The 16,770-nt window shown below is 51.5% G+C and carries 17 protein-coding genes; 9 read left to right on the top strand and 8 right to left on the bottom strand.

The window, feature by feature from the left end; translation table 11 throughout:
- Positions 1 to 2 precede the first annotated feature (2 nt).
- Together MJO52_RS18860 and MJO52_RS18855 are read right to left on the bottom strand one after the other, a co-directional pair.
- On the bottom strand, positions 3 to 2,000 hold the full coding sequence (locus MJO52_RS18860) for a DUF3857 domain-containing transglutaminase family protein (RefSeq protein ID WP_252083501.1): 1,998 nt from the start codon (positions 1,998 to 2,000) through the stop codon (positions 3 to 5).
- A 323-nt stretch (positions 2,001 to 2,323) separates the two neighbouring features.
- Positions 2,324 to 3,178, bottom strand: coding sequence for a DUF3014 domain-containing protein (locus MJO52_RS18855; protein WP_252083500.1), 855 nt, complete (start codon positions 3,176 to 3,178; stop codon positions 2,324 to 2,326).
- A gap of 280 nt (positions 3,179 to 3,458) precedes the next feature.
- On the opposite strand from MJO52_RS18855, the gene MJO52_RS18850 reads away from it, so the two are divergent.
- The gene (locus MJO52_RS18850) at positions 3,459 to 5,105 is read left to right on the top strand and encodes an alpha-amylase family glycosyl hydrolase (RefSeq protein ID WP_252083499.1); all 1,647 of its coding nucleotides are present in this window, start codon (positions 3,459 to 3,461) and stop codon (positions 5,103 to 5,105) included.
- Between the two features lie 79 nt (positions 5,106 to 5,184).
- On the opposite strand, the gene MJO52_RS18845 is transcribed toward MJO52_RS18850, so the two are convergent.
- Positions 5,185 to 6,027, bottom strand: a complete 843-nt coding sequence (locus MJO52_RS18845; protein WP_252083498.1) for a universal stress protein — start codon at positions 6,025 to 6,027, stop codon at positions 5,185 to 5,187.
- Between the two features lie 315 nt (positions 6,028 to 6,342).
- On the opposite strand from MJO52_RS18845, the gene MJO52_RS18840 reads away from it, so the two are divergent.
- From MJO52_RS18840 to MJO52_RS18805, 8 genes are all read left to right on the top strand, one after another.
- On the top strand, positions 6,343 to 7,065 hold the full coding sequence (locus tag MJO52_RS18840) for a thermostable hemolysin (protein ID WP_252083497.1): 723 nt from the start codon (positions 6,343 to 6,345) through the stop codon (positions 7,063 to 7,065).
- Entirely contained in the window at positions 7,056 to 8,534 is a 1,479-nt protein-coding gene (locus tag MJO52_RS18835; RefSeq protein WP_252083496.1) for an AMP-binding protein, read from the top strand. Before MJO52_RS18840 ends, MJO52_RS18835 begins: the two co-directional genes overlap by 10 nt.
- Positions 8,531 to 9,202 (top strand): TenA family transcriptional regulator, encoded by a 672-nt coding sequence (locus MJO52_RS18830; protein ID WP_252083495.1) that lies wholly within the window; start codon positions 8,531 to 8,533, stop codon positions 9,200 to 9,202. The genes MJO52_RS18835 and MJO52_RS18830 overlap by 4 nt, the downstream gene beginning before the upstream one ends.
- Before the next feature lies 1 nt (position 9,203).
- Positions 9,204 to 10,049, top strand: a complete 846-nt coding sequence (locus MJO52_RS18825) for an SDR family oxidoreductase (protein WP_252083494.1) — start codon at positions 9,204 to 9,206, stop codon at positions 10,047 to 10,049.
- A 147-nt stretch (positions 10,050 to 10,196) separates the two neighbouring features.
- A complete protein-coding gene (locus MJO52_RS18820; RefSeq protein WP_252083493.1) occupies positions 10,197 to 10,865 on the top strand; it encodes a response regulator in 669 nt (222 codons plus the stop codon).
- A complete protein-coding gene (locus MJO52_RS18815) occupies positions 10,862 to 12,205 on the top strand; it encodes an ATP-binding protein (RefSeq protein ID WP_252083492.1) in 1,344 nt (447 codons plus the stop codon). Before MJO52_RS18820 ends, MJO52_RS18815 begins: the two co-directional genes overlap by 4 nt.
- Positions 12,198 to 12,584 (top strand): cupredoxin domain-containing protein, encoded by a 387-nt coding sequence (locus tag MJO52_RS18810; RefSeq protein WP_286036992.1) that lies wholly within the window; start codon positions 12,198 to 12,200, stop codon positions 12,582 to 12,584. Before MJO52_RS18815 ends, MJO52_RS18810 begins: the two co-directional genes overlap by 8 nt.
- Before the next feature lie 10 nt (positions 12,585 to 12,594).
- Positions 12,595 to 13,377 (top strand): FTR1 family protein, encoded by a 783-nt coding sequence (locus MJO52_RS18805; RefSeq protein WP_252083490.1) that lies wholly within the window; start codon positions 12,595 to 12,597, stop codon positions 13,375 to 13,377.
- 31 nt (positions 13,378 to 13,408) lie between these two features.
- On the opposite strand, the gene MJO52_RS18800 is transcribed toward MJO52_RS18805, so the two are convergent.
- The 5 genes from MJO52_RS18800 to MJO52_RS18780 form a co-directional block, all read right to left on the bottom strand.
- Positions 13,409 to 13,900 carry a hypothetical protein gene (locus MJO52_RS18800; protein ID WP_252083489.1) on the bottom strand — a complete coding sequence of 164 codons (492 nt, stop codon included), beginning with the start codon at positions 13,898 to 13,900 and terminating at the stop codon, positions 13,409 to 13,411.
- A gap of 195 nt (positions 13,901 to 14,095) precedes the next feature.
- Entirely contained in the window at positions 14,096 to 14,545 is a 450-nt protein-coding gene (locus tag MJO52_RS18795; RefSeq protein WP_252083488.1) for a GNAT family N-acetyltransferase, read from the bottom strand.
- Between the two features lie 441 nt (positions 14,546 to 14,986).
- Positions 14,987 to 15,295, bottom strand: coding sequence for a hypothetical protein (locus MJO52_RS18790; RefSeq protein ID WP_252083487.1), 309 nt, complete (start codon positions 15,293 to 15,295; stop codon positions 14,987 to 14,989).
- 95 nt (positions 15,296 to 15,390) lie between these two features.
- On the bottom strand, positions 15,391 to 15,777 hold the full coding sequence (locus MJO52_RS18785; RefSeq protein ID WP_252083486.1) for a Rid family hydrolase: 387 nt from the start codon (positions 15,775 to 15,777) through the stop codon (positions 15,391 to 15,393).
- 75 nt (positions 15,778 to 15,852) lie between these two features.
- Positions 15,853 to 16,152: a hypothetical protein gene (locus tag MJO52_RS18780; protein ID WP_252083485.1), complete on the bottom strand. Its 300-nt coding sequence runs from the start codon at positions 16,150 to 16,152 to the stop codon at positions 15,853 to 15,855.
- Positions 16,153 to 16,770 lie beyond the last annotated feature (618 nt).

Below are 16,770 nucleotides of genomic sequence, written 5' to 3'. Positions count from 1 at the left end.
GCTTACTTCCTGATCAAAGATTTAATCAGGTTTTTCATTTCCTGGCTCTTATTGCGTTTGGAAGAAGCTTCCCCTTTGGCCCAGAATTTATATTGCAGCGCTCTGTCGAGCTTATTGAACTCGGCTAAATATTCAGGCACCTCCTGTGGCTCTACATGATCGACTTTGGATTTAAAATTGTAGACTACCTGGAGGGCACTATTCTCCAGTTTGGCGCTGCGAGTGAAGTTGAACCAGGAATTATCGATCGTGGTTGTGCCCAATTCTTCCTGCCAAAGCAACTCCCCTTGAATATTCACCCTTGCACTCTGCTGAATATCAACAGGATGTGTCAGGGTCAGCGGGCTCTGACGAATGGGGTGCTGGGGCTTGGATAAATAGGGTACCAAGGCGGAACCATACAGGGAAAATATCTTACGTGCGGAACTTATCTGGGCAAAGTCACCAATTTGATAGTGCTCGGATACCACCAGTTGGTTTTCCTGTAGGCTGTCGTTGTAGGTGATCTCGGGGCTGGTGTTCACCCCCGGATAATATCCGGCGATAAAATTGGTGTAGCTATTTTTGATTTGCTCTGTGTCTGCAGAGAGGAAGAACTGGCGCACCTGCTCTGCTTTACGGTGAGAGAAGCGGGAGTTTACGCGGAGCTCCGCAAGATTTTCTGCCGCATTGATATCGTATTGTTCTTCGATACGAGCACTTAGATTGGCAACACTTTCTGAGCTTGGGTTTACGGCTTTTAGCGCGTTGGTTTGCTTAGTAATAGGGAGTGCCAATTCGTAGTCGAAAAAGCCTTTGTTCTCTATATCAATCCCCTGACCTGAAGCCGTGGCATCCACCCAGTATTCCCGGTTATTCAGTTCGATCAGGTTTATCACATGGTTAAAAGTCTCCGGGGAGGGAATATCCTTGCCGATATCCCGCCCGCGGGAGGAAGACACGAGGGCGGGATAGGATTGTATCCCCAGGTGGGCGAGCATACTGGTCAGCAGTAGGGCCTTATCTTTACAGTCCCCGTAGCGTTTCTCCAGAGTTTCCTGGGGTGTTCTGGGTTGGTGGGAATTGATACCCAGTTCAATGCCAAAATAGCGAATATCTTCCTGTACATACTGGATCGCCTTGCTGACTGCCGCCTCCAACCCCAGCTGCGCTCGCCAGTTATCCAGTTTGTTTTTTAATGACTCCGGTAGTGTGCGATCGATCTGATAAAGGTTCTGGGCCCAGTCATTAACCTGTCCCCAGTTGTCATAGCTGGAGTATTGGAAATAATTGAGCGGATCGTGCCAATATGGATATTCACTTTCCATCGGCACTCCGGCCACATCGCGCAGATCGATGGTATAGGTGTGATTGTCCTGCAGGTGACTTTGCTGGACAGAATATTCGCGCTTGTTAAATCGGTAATTGAGCTTCTTGTCGCTGCTAATTTTTACAAAACGACGATCTACTGCCTGAGGCCAGGAGAGGTACAAACGGCCAAAATCACTACGGGCAAAAATCGGGTTGCTGCCCTCAATGGTATAGGCGTAGCTGATAATATCGCCGGGGCGAATATCTTCCAGTATATACAGCGCGTTCCATTGTTCGGAGTAGAGTTTATTGGAGAGTTCCTGCTCAGACTGGAAAAGCTTGAAACCATCCTTTTGCAAGCGATCTAGATGCTCACCGTTACGCTGTACACTGATATCGTGCACCTGCAGCCTTTGGAAGGCCGGATAGAAACTGAAGTTCAGCTCGGCAATTTCACTGACCCCCTGCTGATTCAGGGGTTCGACCACGATCTGAAAGTAATACTGTTGCTCTTTTCCCCTGTGGCGAAGCTGGGAGTTGGATAGGTGCACCCGCACACTGCCTTGCGATGGGCGTTTTGACTCTACTGGTTCTAATATTTCCACCCACTCGGGAGTAGTACTGAATAAGAGTTCTGGGGCTGCCTGTGCGAGTGAGGTGACAAGGATGAGTGCGGCGGCCAGCAGTTGGCCGGGGAAGCGATATTTCAAGGTGAGCCTCAATAGTTTTGCAATGGGCGCTAATAAGCCCTGATTAGGATACCGAGGGAGCTAAAGCTGAAATGCAGGTAATTACCGGTTGGCCCCAGCAAACCGGTAGCTCCTCCTGAGCTTCTCGAGCGCTGCCTGTAAATCTTGGAACAGCGCTGGGTGACGGTACTCCGTTAACCGCCAAGTGTGCCGGTAAATATACCCTATGCCCGAGACAGAATATATTGAGTAAGAGGTTGATCTGTGTGGGGGTATAAACGACGAAGTGGAAGAGTCGGTATCACCGAGCCCTTCTCTGTAAAGGCCCGGTGATCTTTGAGAGATTATTGGGACTGTTCTGGCTGCTGAACCGGCATGGCCTCCAATTTTTGCCTCAGTTCCTTGAGTTTTTCCTTCACTCGCGCGGCATTATCCGGGCCCATGCGAATCATTAATTTTTGTACACCGGGCAGTTTTTCAAGCTTGGGATCGGCAAACTTAAAGTAGACCGATGGGCGCACCAGCTTGATAGGACCTTCAACTTCAGGGGCTGCCAGTACCTTATCGATGGCTTCAATCACCACCTGGTGAAAGGTTTTATTGCGCATGCCCAACTCGCCATAGGCCTGCGCCAAGCGCGGATACCAGTACTGGTAAAGGCCCACTGCGGTATCGGTATCCATTGAGGCGAACAGTCGCACAGGCTTATCGTAGCGACGGTAATTGTCCGGCGACAATTGGTAGCCCTCTATCGAGGAGCCGGTAACAACAATAGGGCCGCGTATGGTTTTCAGTGGGCGGTGCTTGTGGATCAGGTTTCCTCGCGCACCGGAGTTGACCGCAGCCACCCATTTGCGAATCACCTCATCGTTTACCAACCAGCGCGACAGGGCGTTGTCTGGGGCCAGGCTCATCAGGTCGCCATAAGCGGCCTTGTCGCTCTCATTGAGTGGAGGCGGTGGTTCCCTGCTGGGCTCTTCCACCGGAGCGGGTTCCTGAGGTTCAGGCGTGGTGGCCTGTTCCTGGGGTTGCTCCAGAGTTTCTGGCTCCGGGGTGCTTTGGGGTTCTTCAATAATTTTGGTAGGGGGAACTTCTTTCTTTTTTTCCTCGCCAGTCCACAGCCAATAGGCTGCCGCGGCGACGACGATCACCACAATAATTCCGATGATCCACCCATGCCTAGACTGTTGTTCCGACATTCCCTGCCTCCTTTTGCTGCTATCAGAATGTGACCCTTTGACCACGGCAAAGCCCTTCGGTTTCTCCGTGGTGTCTGGGTTTTACCTTACTCTCCGCCGCAGCCGGTCGCAAAGGGGATTTGCTTCGCTTTTTGCCTATTGCGAAAATCCTGTGCGTCTGCTGTTTGCGAAAGTGACGAAAACAAGTACTGGCTACGCCCCCACTTGGGAGGATGTAGGAATCCCATTGCCGATTAGAGTTGGCTGGTGAAAATGTGCGCGGCGAATAAGTGAGAGAGCAATGGTTAAATTTACCAGCTTATTAATAGGTCTGTTTCTGGGAGCTGTTCAGGCAGCGGCGGCCGAGGGGCCAATTGATCCCTTTTGGCGTAACGCTACCATCTATTTTATGTTGCCGGACCGCTTTTATAACGGCGATAAGGGCAATGACTTTCCCTACGGGCGCAAGGATGACGGGGCCCATCTGCGCGGATTCGCCGGTGGCGATCTGCGCGGGGTGATCGAAAAAATTAAGGCGGGCTATTTCAACGATCTGGGAGTAGATGCTATCTGGATGTCTCCGGTCATTGAGAATATCCACGGTCACAATGACTCTGACAAGCGCACCTATGCCTTCCACGGCTACTGGCCCAAAGACTGGACCGCAGTGGATGCCAACTTTGGCACTGAGGCCGAGTTAGCGGAGCTGATAGAGGCCGCGCATAAGCGCGGTATTCGTGTGTTACTTGATGTGATTCTCAACCACACCGGCCCGATAACCGCAAAGGACCCGGAGTGGCCCGCTAGCTGGTTGCGCAAAGGCACGCAGTGCGATTGGTCTGATTACGCCGGCAATGTGGAGTGCGCGATCCACGCCAACCTCACCGATATCCTCACCGAGAGCGATAAGCCCGTGGCACTGCCGCCGCAGCTTGTGGATAAGTGGCAGCGCGAGGGCCGCCTGCAGCAGGAGCTGAGCGAGCTGGATGCATTTTTCGCACGTACCGGCTATCCGCGCGCGCCCAAGTATTACCTGATCAAGTGGCTGACCGATTGGGTGCGGGAATACGGTGTGGATGGCTTTCGTGTGGACACGGTAAAACATGTCGAGCCCGAAGCTTGGGCAATTCTGAAAAAAGAGGCGGATCTGGCTCTGGCTGAGTGGAAAGCAAAACATCCACAGCAAAAACTCGATGATCGCGATTTCTTTATGCTGGGTGAGGTTTATCACTTTGGTGTGAATAACTATGGTCCCACCGTTGGCCGTGTTTACGATTACAGCGATCAACAAGTGGATTTTTACCAGTATGGTTTCGATAGTTTGATCAACTTCGATTTTGCCCAGGTGGCCGGCGAGCCCGCGGAGAAAATTTTCTCCAGTTATTCCAGCGCATTGAATTCTGGCGCGTTAAAGGGCTTGGGGGTGCTCAATTATCTGGGCTCTCACGACGACCACCACTCCTTCGATCGCGAGCGCCAACAGACCCGAATTGCCGCCAGTAAACTGATGCTGGCACCGGGGGCGGTGCAAATTTATTACGGCGATGAGCTGGCGCGCCCCATGACCGATGCTCGCGCTTTTGGCGATGCGGCCATGCGCAGCCCCATGAATTGGGGGGGCCTGAAAAAAGCTGAAACTCGTGCACTGCTCACCCATTGGCAGAAGCTCGGTCAGTTCCGCCGAGCACACCCCGCCGTGGGTGCCGGTGAACACAAGAAACTCGCCGATAACCCCTACACCTTTGCACGCACTTTAGCCGGGGAGCAGCCGGTGGTGGTGGCAATGGAGCTGCCCCGTGGGGAGAAACGCATTTCTGTAAAAGGTGTGTTTACCGATGGTACGGTGTTAACAGATTACTATTCCGGTGAGCATGCAAAAGTTGAGGGTGGCAGTGTGACTTTTAATACCGGTGGGGATCTGTTGCTGCTTTCAGCTAAATCAAAGTAGCCCTGGTTTTTAACCGGCCCAAGAAAGAAAAAGCCCGGCAAATGATTGCCGGGCTTTTCGCAGAAGTTTCGAACTGGATTTACACTTCCGTGTTGGTGAATTGGTTGCACACCATCACATCCACGTCCAACTGGCCGATCACCCGCTCGGCGGTATTGCCGCGCAACAGCGAGCCGGTTTCACCGAACTGGTTGAGAGTGCCCATTACCACCAGATCCGCATCAACTTCCTTCGCCACCGCTTCCACTACATCGCTGGTATAGCCCTGCTTCACATGAATGCGGTGCGTGGGTACGCCGGTTTTATCGGCGAGCTTGGCCAGGGCGCCGCGATCTGGGTAGCGCATGGAGTCCAGATAGGCATTTACCAGGTGCAGCTCGGCGCCGTAATGGCCGGCAATATAGGTGGCGCGCTCACTGATCTGGCGGTTTAGCTGGCGCTGTTCCAGGGTCTTCGCCTGATAGTTGACGGTGGCCAGCACCACTTTGCGCTCGGCCTTGGCGCCGGGGCGAATCAGTACCACCGGGCAGCGTGCGGTTTTCAGCACTCGCCATTTGGATTCAGCGAAGGTAAAGCGGCGGCTGGATTTCTTGTGCACTGGCAGGTAGATCATTTCCGCATCGCAGCGCTTGGCCTCCTGCACAATGGCCGCCTGCCAGTCGCTGGACCAGCACACAGTAATCTCGCAGGAGAGACCGGCCTCGGAGATAGGTTCGCGGATCTGCTCGCGGAACCAGGATTCATCGCGGAATAGGTGGTCGTTCACCGCGCGGGTATCTACTGCTTCGCCATCCACCGCGACAAACACTGCCAAACGCGGCTGGGGCTTGCGCCCGCGGGAAGTGGTCAGGGCGCGTTCCAGGGCCACATGTCTGTCATCGTTGGGGTCCACGACCACGAATACGGTGTTTTGCTGCTCCATCTTTCCTCCAGATCAATGGGTCTTTCTGGTCCCTGCCTTATGCAGTTGACTCCTGGGTCTAAGTTATCACGGAGAGGCTCTGGCGCGGGGAATTTGTCGTCTCAATACGAGGAAAAGCGCGCCAGATAGGCCTTGCTAGCGGCGCATCATGAAGTAAAGGAGAAAGTCCGTATTGAGCCAGATCAAGACCTGCCGCCGGTTTGGCAAGCACTGACTGGGGGAGGGATACATGGCGAGTTTTTCCAGCGTTTCTTAAGTTTGCCTTAATTTTGTCTCCGTAGACTCTCGCCGTGACACTCCCAAAGAGGGTTTTCAATGGCGCTACAAAGACATTATCAATACCTGGACCAGAGCGCGTTGCCCAAGCGCAAGCTGCGGCGGTGCAAACTGGATTTCGATCTGACCCGTATAGGGCAGGCAGGCCACAGCCGGGTGCAGGGATTTATCGCGCAGAAGTTTGCCGATACCTATGGTGCGCAGGTGAACCAGTTTGCCCCGCTATTGTTATCCGCCTGGCAGGAGAGCGCGTTCAGTAGTGCCCTCGGGCTGCGCCGCGCCGACAGCGGATCTCTATTCCTGGAACAGTATCTCGACCATCCGGTGGAACAGGAGATTGCCGCCTTCAGTGGGGGCTCGGTAAAACGCACGGAGATTGTCGAAATCGGCAATTTGATCTCCACCAGCCGCGGTGGCAGCCAGATGCTGTTCCTGATGTTGTTTGAATTATTTGCCGCGGCCGGTGTGCATTGGGCCATTTATACCGCAACCGCGGAAGTGCGTGGCCTATTGCAGAAATTAGTGGGTCGGCAGACGGTTTTATGTGAAGCCGACGGCCGGCGTCTGGGGGATAACCTGGACGAGTGGGGTCGTTATTACGAGTCGGCTCCGGCGGTGACCGCCATCGATATGGTCGCCGAGCACCGCGCCCTGCTGGCAAATCCTCGCACCCGCGAGACTCTGCTGGCCTGTCGCCCTTCGGCACAGGCCATGTCGCCTGTACTCACATCCTCGGCGGGAGGTGCCAATCTATGCAATTGATTGAGCAAATTCGCCAGCAGGCTGCGAATCACCCCGAACAGCTGGCACTGCGGGGCGAGGAGTGCACATTCAGCTATGGGCAGCTGCTGGCGGCCGCCGAGGAAATCGCCGAGGACCTGCAGGCGCGTGATATCCGCGTGCTGGGGCTCTACGCCGACAATGGTCCCAATTGGTTGTTGGTAGATCTGGCCTGCCAGATAGCGCAGATCACATTGGTACCGCTGCCGGTTTTCTTTTCCCAGCAGCAGCTGACACATACCCTGCGCGTGAGTGGCATGCAGGCCCTGTTGAGCGATAGCTGCGAACGCTTTACCGCGCTAGAAATGGTGGGGCAGGCGCGGGCTGAGTTGGCCGGTATGGCCCTGATCGATATCTATGCGGAAGCGACAGCGGCGCTGCCGGAACACACCGCCAAAATTACTTTTACCTCTGGCTCTACCGGCACGCCGCGCGGTGTCTGTTTGTCAGCCCGAACCCAGTTCACCACAGCCAATGTACTGGCACGGCAACTTCAGCCTCAGGGCAATCGTGTGCACCTGTGCCTGCTGCCTCTGGCCACCCTGCTGGAAAACGTGGCCGGGGCTTACAGTAGCTGGCTGCGTGGTGGTGAGGTGGTGGTGCCGACTACGGCGCGCCTGGGCCTCAGTGGCAGCTCGGGTCTGGATGTAGCCCAGCTGGCGAGCTGTATCGATGAGTATCGTCCCCACAGCGTGATCCTGCTGCCACAGATGCTGAAAGCGCTGCTGGAACACAGTGAGCACAACGGCTGGCAGCCACCGAGCTCACTGCGCTTTGTCGCCGTGGGCGGCGGTAAGGTCTCGGACCGGCTGTTGTTGCAGGCGCGCAGTATTGGCCTGCCGGTTTATGAAGGCTACGGCTTGTCCGAATGTGGCTCGGTGGTTGCGCTGAATGTGCCCGGCGCCGATCGCCCAGGCAGCGTGGGGAGGCCCTTGTCTCACTGTGATATCGCCATTCGCGATGGCGAGGTGATGGTGCGTGGTCCCCGCTATCTGGGGTACCTGGATAGTGCCGAGGGTGGTGAAAGCCAGTGGCTCGCCACCGGTGATTTGGGTGAGTTAGACGCAGAAGGGTTTCTGCACATCATCGGCCGTCGCAAGAACATCCTGATCAGCGCTTTTGGGCGCAATATCTCGCCGGAGTGGATTGAGAGCGAAGTACTGTTGGAGCCGATAGTGCAACAGTGCGTGGTGGTCGGCGATGCTCGCCCCCACTGTGCCGCCCTGATTTTTGCACGTCCCGGCAGCAGTCGCGAGCAGCTAGACAGCTGGTTGCAGGCGGTGAATCGCAAATTGCCGGATTACGCCCAGGTGCGCACCTGGACCGCGCTACCGGCGCCATTAACGTTTGCCGATGGCCTGCTCACCGCCAACGGCCGCCCGCGCCGCGATCGTATCGCCGCGCAGTTCCAAAATTCTATCGATAGCCTTTATGGAGGTATCTCCTCATGAGTTTTTACAATCTTCTTGAACAGCAAACTGCCGACGCCCGCCAGTCTCTGATGGAGGTACCTTTTATCCAGCGTGCCGCACGGGGTGAGATTGCCTTGCAGGAATATGTGGCCTTCCTCACTCAGGCCTATCACCACGTCAAGCACACGGTGCCTCTGCTGATGGCCTGTGGTAGTCGCCTGACTCAGCAACAGGAATGGTTGCGCGAGGCGGTTGCGGAATATATCGAGGAGGAAACCGGTCACCAGGAATGGGTGCTCAACGATATTGCCGCCTGTGGCGGCGATGCGGAAGCGGTGCGCAACGGCCGCCCCAACCTGAGTACCGAACTGATGGTGTCCTACGCCTATGACAATATCGCCCGCGGCAACCCTCTCAGCTTTTTCGGCATGGTGCATGTGCTTGAAGGCACCAGTACCGCCGTGGCCACTAAAGCCGCGCGCGCCATTCAGAAAACCCACGGGCTGCCAAACAAAGCGTTCAGCTATCTGCTCTCTCACGGCGATCTGGATATCGGCCATGTGGACTTCTTCAAGGGGCTGATGAATCGCATCGATAATCCCGATGACCAGGCCGCAATCCTGCACTGCTCGCGGGTTATGTACCGCCTGTATGGGGATATTTTCCGCGAACTGGACAACCCCTTTAACGTGCAGGAGGCCGCTTGATATGACAGCAAAAGAAACGCTCACGGTGCTGGTCACCGGCGCCAGCGGCGGAATTGGTGGTGCCATCAGTCGTCTGCTAGCCGAGCAGGGCCACCGGCTGCTACTGCAGGGGCGCAATGCCGCGCGCCTGCAGCAGATAAAAGCGGAGCTACCTCACAGTGACAGGCATCAGATACTGGTGGCCGATCTGTGTGATCGGGCCGCTCGCGCCGAGCTGGTGCGTAGCTGCGAGCAATTGCCTGGCGGTGTGGATGTGCTGGTCAACAACGCCGGCATCGCTTCTTTTTCCCTGCTCAGCGACATTAGGGATGCCGAGCTGGGCAGGTTGTTACACACCAACCTGATCGCGCCCATGGCGCTGACCCGCGACCTGCTGCCAACACTGCAGCGCAGCGAAGGCGCCGCGATTATTAATATCGGCTCGGCCTTTGGTCATATCGGTCATCCGGGCTTTGGAGCCTATGGTGCCAGTAAAGCGGGGTTGCACGGCTTTACCGAAACCCTGCGCCGGGAGTTGGCGGACAGTAAGGTACGTGTGCACTACCTGGCGCCCAGGGCGGTGGATACCCCTCTCAACAGTGACGCGGTCAACGACTTGAATCGGGCACTCGGTAACAAGTCCGACTCGCCACAATTTGTCGCCGCCCAATGCCTGCGTCTGCTACAGAGTAAACACGGCCGCAGGCGTTTTATCGGCTGGCCTGAACGCCTGTTTATCAAGGTCAATGCGTTCCTGCCCTCTCTGGTAGATAGCGCGCTGGCAAAGAAACTGCCCCTGGTTCGTCAATTTGCCCGCGGGGAAACTCCGCCAACAGTACAGGATAAGACGGCTCCCAGCGCGCTTTGAGCGCGCCAGCCTTTTCATTCAACAACCAATTCAACAACCGCTCCCACGCCACCCACTGCCCCGGCAAAGGCACTATGCTCTGGCGGTGGGGGAGGGCGTTGCACCGCGCTCTCCTTACCTGTTTTCATTGCTGAAGAGCCCAGGCCAATGCGCATCCTGCTGATCGAAGATAACCAATCCCTGGCCGAGGGGATGGTCACCGCCCTGCAGAGAGGGGGCTATGCCGTTGATCACGCGGCCCGCGGCAGTGAGGGCATTGCTCTGGCACAGGCGGCGATACCGGATGTGATTATTCTCGATCTGGGCCTGCCCGACCTGGATGGTGTGGAGGTGTTGAAACGGTTGCGGGCAAAATCGATTCGCTCGCCGGTATTGATTCTCACCGCCCGCGATGATCTCCCCTCTAAAGTGCAGGGCCTGGATGCCGGTGCCGATGACTATTTAACCAAGCCCTTTGCGGTAGATGAGCTACTGGCGCGCCTGCGTGCTCTGGAAAGACGCGGTGGCAGCGGTCTCAGTGCGGAAATCCTGATTGGCGATGTGGCCATTAATTTATCCAGCCATACCGTGGCCAGGGCTGGGCAGGAAATAAAACTGTCGCGGCGGGAATTCAGCCTGCTGCGTGCCTTGGCCGAGCGCCCGGGCCATATTCTCAGTCGCGAACAGCTGGAAGATAAGCTGTACAGCTGGGGCGAGGAGGTTTCCAGCAATACTGTGGATGTGCATATCCACAATTTACGCAAAAAAATCTATCCAGAGTTTATTCAGACCATTCGCGGCGTTGGCTACAAACTGGAAGCGGCTGGCGGCGCATGAAATCTATTCGTATTTTTCTGCTGATCGCGTTGCTCAGCATCATCATGCTGGTCAATTTTGTCTCGGCGCTGCACGGCTACCGCGATACCATGGCGGAAGCGCAGCGTCTGTTTGACCGCCAATTAAGCGCCTCCGCCAGGTTATTGGCAGATATGCCGGTGGCAACAGGGGCCGAGCGGGTGGTGGCCCAGCCCGAGGCTATGGTGATGCAGGTGTGGTCTGAGGATAAGAAATTACTGGTGCGCTCCGCCGATGCCCCGAAGCAACCCCTCAGTGAATTTGCCGTTGGCTTTAAGGAAATAAATTTCTCGGGCTATCGTTGGCGCAGTCTCGCAGAATACTTTCCCGATAATGGCCACTGGATTATCGTTGCCGAGAGATCTGACCTGCGTTACCAACTGGCAGAAAAATTGGCGATTGCCGCAGTACTACCGATACTGTTGGGCCTACCGATTGCCGGGTTGCTGATTTGGTTTGTAGTGGGGCGCGGCCTTTCCAGTTTGCGCAAACTCGCCGAAGACCTGCATAGCAAACGCGCCGAAGACCTGACACCACTGTCAGAGGGTAGCCCCCCACAGGAACTGCTCCCGGTGGTGCAATCCATTAATGCGTTACTCGCGCGCCTGCAGGCCTCTTTTGAGCGCGAGCGACGTTTTTCCGCCGATGCTGCCCACGAACTGCGCACGCCCATCGCCGCCATACAGGTACACGCGCATAATCTGGAGAGTGATTTTGAGGGGGCAGGGCAAACAGTAATGCCCCAGAGTCTGGTCAAGCTGGAAGATAGTGTTCAGCGTATGGCGCACCTGGTAGAGCAAATGCTGGATTTATTCCGCACTACACCGGAACACTACCCGGCGCGCTTTGAAATACTCAATCTTCATGCCCTGGCCCGAGAGGTGTTGGCAGAGGAATACCCGATCTTTGCCCAGAGAAAGCAACAGGTAGAACTGCTGGGCGGTAGGGTATTTCTGCGTGGCGACCGCTTCGCACTGACTATTCTTTTAAAAAATCTCCTGCGCAATGCGGCGAAATACACTCCTGAGGAGGGCCATGTACAAGTGAGTACCCGGTTAATCAAAGGGGATATTCTTCTACAAGTGGAGGATTCCGGGCCGGGGATTCCAGAGAAAGAGTACCCTAGGGTTTTTGAACGGTTCTATCGGGTTGGTGGCGACCGCCACCAGAGCACTGCCCCCGGTTGCGGATTGGGCCTTTCCATTGTGCAGCATATTGCACGCCTTCACGGAGCTTCAATCGAACTCGGCCTGTCACATTTTGGCCATGGGCTTTCAATAACCGTGCGTTTTAAAAAAGCAAAGGAGAGCAAGGATGCTTAGTTGCTTACAAGGGCGAAAAAAAAACTATAACAAGCAGAAAAAGAGTGGTGCCTTGGCTGCTGGCATTTGGATTTTTGTTTCAATTTTATTCAGTGCCTGCGCTCCAGATACCAAGAAACACACTGTGAAATTAGAAATCCACAACCATCTTTTTAACCCTTCAGAGCTGATAGTACCCGCTGATACGGAGATTAAACTGGTGATCTACAATCGAGATGCCTCTCCAGAAGAATTTGAGAGTTACCAGCTCAACAGAAAAAAAGTGATCATGGGCAATAGCAAGGCAGTGCTATTTATTGGCCCTTTGCCCGCGGGAGAATATCTGTTTTTTGGTGAATTCCATCCCATAACGGCTCAGGGAAAAATTATCGCACAGTAGCGAAAGGCTTATGTTGTTAACCTCTGTAATGGTAGTACTGCGGGAAGTGTTGGAAGTGGCGCTGCTGCTCAGTGTGCTATTGGCGACTACCCGAATGCTGGATCTTCGCGCCCGCTGGTTTTATATCGCGCTATTACTCGGTGGATTGGCTGCAATCGTCTATGGTGAAAACCTTGTGAGGGTCTCCCAGGCGCTAAATGGTACAGGTCAGGAGCTGGTGAATGCCGGAATATTAATCACAATCTATATATTATTAGCAATAGTCACCACCTTGTTGTTACTTAACTGGCGTAAGCAGCAATATCATTTACCCATCATACAGGGGGCTATGCTACTGGCAGTCACACTCGCAATTATGCGTGAGGGGTCAGAAGTTTATGTTTACCTTACTTCCTTTTGGCTGCACCCACCACTCTTACCTTCCGTAATAATCGGTGCATTGCTAGGTGCCGGTATCGGCTATAGCTTAGGTGCATTATTTTATTACTTTTTATGTAGTCTATCACCCAAATATACTTTGATGACCTCCTGTATATTACTCACCATATTGGCAGCCGGAATGATTCTTCAGGCCACGCAATTATTCATTCAAGCAAATTTACTGCCTGGGCAAGAGCCCCTCTGGGATAGCTCCCAACTATTAAGGGAGGACTCAATCCCCGGGCAGCTACTCTTTGCTATAGCTGGTTACGAAGCAACACCAACCCCTCTGGAAGTAATGGTCTACGCAGGTAGTATTTTTCTTATGCTGTGCGTGCTAGGGGGTGTTTATTATAGGTGTTCCAGAGATTAACTAGTGGGCAGATAAGTTATTCTATGTGGGTTTATTTACGCCTTTTCTTATTGAGGGAATTCTCGTAAATATAGTCTTTCATTCTTATGGCCGAATCATCCATGCTTTCAAATAACATATATTCGCGCAATCCTGCTTTGAGACAGAGTGTATTAAATTTTGCGGCTGGTGTGTGCTTAGTGTTCATAATATAGCTTGAAATATATAGGTCTTTTAGTCCCCATTTTAATCTGCACATAGGCTTCCATTTCCATTGGATTAGTTCTCTCATGAACACTATCTCTCTATTAAAATCTATTTTTGTCTGCACAGGGAAGAGCTGTCCCCTTAGGCCAATTAAGGTGGAGAGCAATATAGGAGATACACAGAGAACAACCCACTCAGGACCAAGATCCAGCGTGATATTAGCGATATATAAAGTTAGCAAGCTTAATCCTGCTAAAACAATAAAGATAACACAGTAAGAGTTTCTCTTAATAGTTACTGTGCCATCAGTGATGATACATTTTTTGGATAAATTCATGGTCCACTAACAACTAGAATTTTAAATATGAAGTCTTCTACATAGTGGTTTTATCGTATATTTTATAAATAAAAATATGTAGCTGACACTACTAGGCCAGCCACCATACCTTAACAGTTAATAAAATCATTAAGCAGTTTAACCTGCTAAATATGAACCCTGCCGCTATCTGAAATATATATCGAAGAAGTGTCCTTAAGTATAATGGAGCTCCATAATCGTTTCATCGAATTCATCCTGATCTACGATTTTAAATCCAAAACGCTCAAAAAAAGGTTTCATGATGTCATGTCCCTCAACATAACAAATGGATATAGAATCAAAGCCTTCAAGTTTCTTTATTTCTGCTAATACGAGTTTCACGGCTTCTGAACCATAGCCTTGACCTTGAAAGCTGATGTCAATCAATAATTGATCTATAAAGATTTCCTTTGGTTTGCCATCCCTATGATTTGGATAATATTGGATAAAGCCAATTGGCTTGTCTCCAAGATAAACGCCTCGATTGATATAATGATCATAAAACTTGGATGCAGCAATAGCTTCTGATGGAAGAGCTACATAGTTTTCCTGCTCTTTTGTGATGTCAAGGTCAATCATATCGACCCAGTTATCTTTTGTTATTTCCCGTAAGTTAATGTTCAATGATATAAATCCTTTTTATAAACAATGGGGAGGATAATATTAATTTATAGAAATGGAGCACAGAGCAGTGAGTGCCTCTTTTCTACACTCGAGATTTACTTGAATCACTAGCTGCCGTTCTATGGTCTAAATACATTCTTAGGCACTTGGCTTTATCGAAAACTTTACTTCTCAACTCGTAGTTATCACAAGCATGTATGTCAATTTGTTTGAATAGGTAATAGGCTTCGCGATAATTTCCTTGGCTTTCTTTTACAGTGCAAGATTATAGATGGTTTCAGCCTTTGATTCAGAGATACAGTCATTTGTCTCATAAAATACATATGAGGCTACTATTATAAGTGGAGCCAAACAAATTAATACAAGAGTTCCATTCCTCATTATAATTTTCACCGCTGGTGCTGCCTGAGCAGTCCTCAAGGAGCCAGTAAGAACTCCAATTTACTGCCTGCGATTATTAAGTTTTTGTGCTCTAACATTCAGTTGGTAATCTCCGACGCTAGACAGCAAGCACACAACACCGCAAATGAAGGCGAAGAAGGCTAGAATCCAAAAAAAGACAGGTTGATCTTTGACTGTTAAAAGAATTTCTTCTGGACGGAAATTTCCCTTTGTTAGGAGGAATTTTCCATCCAGCACAAGCCAAGGAATTAGCCCTAAAAATATACCTGAAGCTATCAGCAAGTTGATAATTGGCGGCTGATGAGATTGCCTAGGGGCTCCGAATTCTATTAGTGCTTTCCAGTTCATATAAAATCTTAATACAGGGGTAAGGTGACGGTTCGGGTAATATTAACGCGTCGTAAACTTGTTCATTGACGGGTGGAGCGTACTTCAGCGAATTTTTATATCTGGCCCAATACACAATCCATTTCTGTTTCCACAAGCCACGCCAGATCTATAAAGCGACTTACCTCAACAAATGTGCAAGCAGGCTTTATTGTAGAAAATAGCTCTCCATGTGCTTTTGCTGCTTCTTCCCAGCGGGATATATCGGTAAGCATGATAGGGGTTCTGATGATACCCGTCGGTTTTCCACCTGCTTCTAGTATGGCCTTCATCGAAAGCTCCAGACAGTACTTCGTTTGAGCATACACATCACCAATGTAAGCTGTCTGGCTATCCTTGATAGGTGCCGTACCAGAAACAGAAATTAGGTTTCCAACTCGGCACGCTCTTGAAAAGCCTATCGGCTCTTCCAGGTGAGAACCTGAGGAGATTAGTTTTCTCATGTTTCCCTACTTGAGTAAAACACCCACTGTAACGTAGTGAGTACAGGCCTGTAAGATCGAAGTTACTTCTGCACATTACAAGGAACGAATAGCGAGTAGTTTTCTTATCGTAACAGTATTTAACCAAACAATAACAGATGCTACTGTAAATTGACCTAGCGAATGGAGAAAGAGTTTCGGCCAGAAATCTATTTCTTCAGTTAGCAGTGGGTGCCAAACATATACAAGAGTCAAGTTTCCTGGAAATAGAAATATCTTGTACCCAGGCATACCGCCGCCCCAGACATTCCAATTTAGCGCAAATGCAATGAGCCCAATTACCAACGCTAAAGCACCGCCATAAATCGCGATGGTAGTCGACTTGAATTTACTCATCGTGCATCATATCCCTTAAAGTAGAGGTGCGACTTTATAAGTGATCATGATTACACTATTACTTGTTAGATTTCTATGTGTCTTGTGTACTGAGCCTGTTCATGATTTATGGCGTTCGGGTTAGGGGCGGCTGGAGCATAGCGTAAGCTATGCCAGCCTCGTATTATGCAGAGACTTCAACCGCTTTTTAAATTTTAGGCAAATACTCTAGCCAAACCCGCTCATTCGGATGATGCTCTGCAATCGTGATTAATGCCTCATCTAGAGCTCTATCATCGCAAGGGGCAATCGTGTAACTGAAGTTGGTTAGATCAATATTACTTGAACGTAGCGAATCTAGCTCCTGTTCATTCAGCACATCACCCCCTACCCATACTGGATATAGGGCTGATTTAATTATCGGCTCTAATTCTAAGTAGCCTTTTCTTGTAACAGCGAATATAACCATAATGAAATTTAAGATTTATATAGTGATAATCACGACCACTATTATCCTGATTTTTATTCCGGAGGCAATTTCACATCAATTTTCTGAAAAGTAAGCTAAATCAGTAGCTTATATTGATTTGGTACTAATGTCATATTTGAAGTGGTAGTCATGGTGACCACTACCCTAAT

Origin of the sequence: Microbulbifer variabilis (assembly GCF_023716485.1) — a bacterium.
In the GTDB taxonomy this organism is placed as follows: domain Bacteria; phylum Pseudomonadota; class Gammaproteobacteria; order Pseudomonadales; family Cellvibrionaceae; genus Microbulbifer; species Microbulbifer variabilis_B.
Note: the sequence above shows the minus strand (reverse complement) of the source record. Positions and strands in the feature narration are given on the sequence as shown.

What these genes read in the sequence shown, in the direction of transcription:
- MJO52_RS18785 (WP_252083486.1), bottom strand. Translation starts at nt 15,777, where the DNA reads ATGAGAAAACTAATCTCCTCAGGTTCTCACCTGGAAGAGCCGATAGGC.
- MJO52_RS18790 (WP_252083487.1), bottom strand. Translation starts at nt 15,295, where the DNA reads ATGAACTGGAAAGCACTAATAGAATTCGGAGCCCCTAGGCAATCTCAT.
- MJO52_RS18780 (WP_252083485.1), bottom strand. Translation starts at nt 16,152, where the DNA reads ATGAGTAAATTCAAGTCGACTACCATCGCGATTTATGGCGGTGCTTTA.
- MJO52_RS18800 (WP_252083489.1), bottom strand. Translation starts at nt 13,900, where the DNA reads ATGAATTTATCCAAAAAATGTATCATCACTGATGGCACAGTAACTATT.
- MJO52_RS18805 (WP_252083490.1), top strand. Translation starts at nt 12,595, where the DNA reads ATGTTGTTAACCTCTGTAATGGTAGTACTGCGGGAAGTGTTGGAAGTG.
- MJO52_RS18855 (WP_252083500.1), bottom strand. Translation starts at nt 3,178, where the DNA reads ATGTCGGAACAACAGTCTAGGCATGGGTGGATCATCGGAATTATTGTG.
- MJO52_RS18845 (WP_252083498.1), bottom strand. Translation starts at nt 6,027, where the DNA reads ATGGAGCAGCAAAACACCGTATTCGTGGTCGTGGACCCCAACGATGAC.
- MJO52_RS18825 (WP_252083494.1), top strand. Translation starts at nt 9,204, where the DNA reads ATGACAGCAAAAGAAACGCTCACGGTGCTGGTCACCGGCGCCAGCGGC.
- MJO52_RS18815 (WP_252083492.1), top strand. Translation starts at nt 10,862, where the DNA reads ATGAAATCTATTCGTATTTTTCTGCTGATCGCGTTGCTCAGCATCATC.
- MJO52_RS18850 (WP_252083499.1), top strand. Translation starts at nt 3,459, where the DNA reads ATGGTTAAATTTACCAGCTTATTAATAGGTCTGTTTCTGGGAGCTGTT.
- MJO52_RS18835 (WP_252083496.1), top strand. Translation starts at nt 7,056, where the DNA reads ATGCAATTGATTGAGCAAATTCGCCAGCAGGCTGCGAATCACCCCGAA.
- MJO52_RS18840 (WP_252083497.1), top strand. Translation starts at nt 6,343, where the DNA reads ATGGCGCTACAAAGACATTATCAATACCTGGACCAGAGCGCGTTGCCC.
- MJO52_RS18810 (WP_286036992.1), top strand. Translation starts at nt 12,198, where the DNA reads ATGCTTAGTTGCTTACAAGGGCGAAAAAAAAACTATAACAAGCAGAAA.
- MJO52_RS18830 (WP_252083495.1), top strand. Translation starts at nt 8,531, where the DNA reads ATGAGTTTTTACAATCTTCTTGAACAGCAAACTGCCGACGCCCGCCAG.
- MJO52_RS18820 (WP_252083493.1), top strand. Translation starts at nt 10,197, where the DNA reads ATGCGCATCCTGCTGATCGAAGATAACCAATCCCTGGCCGAGGGGATG.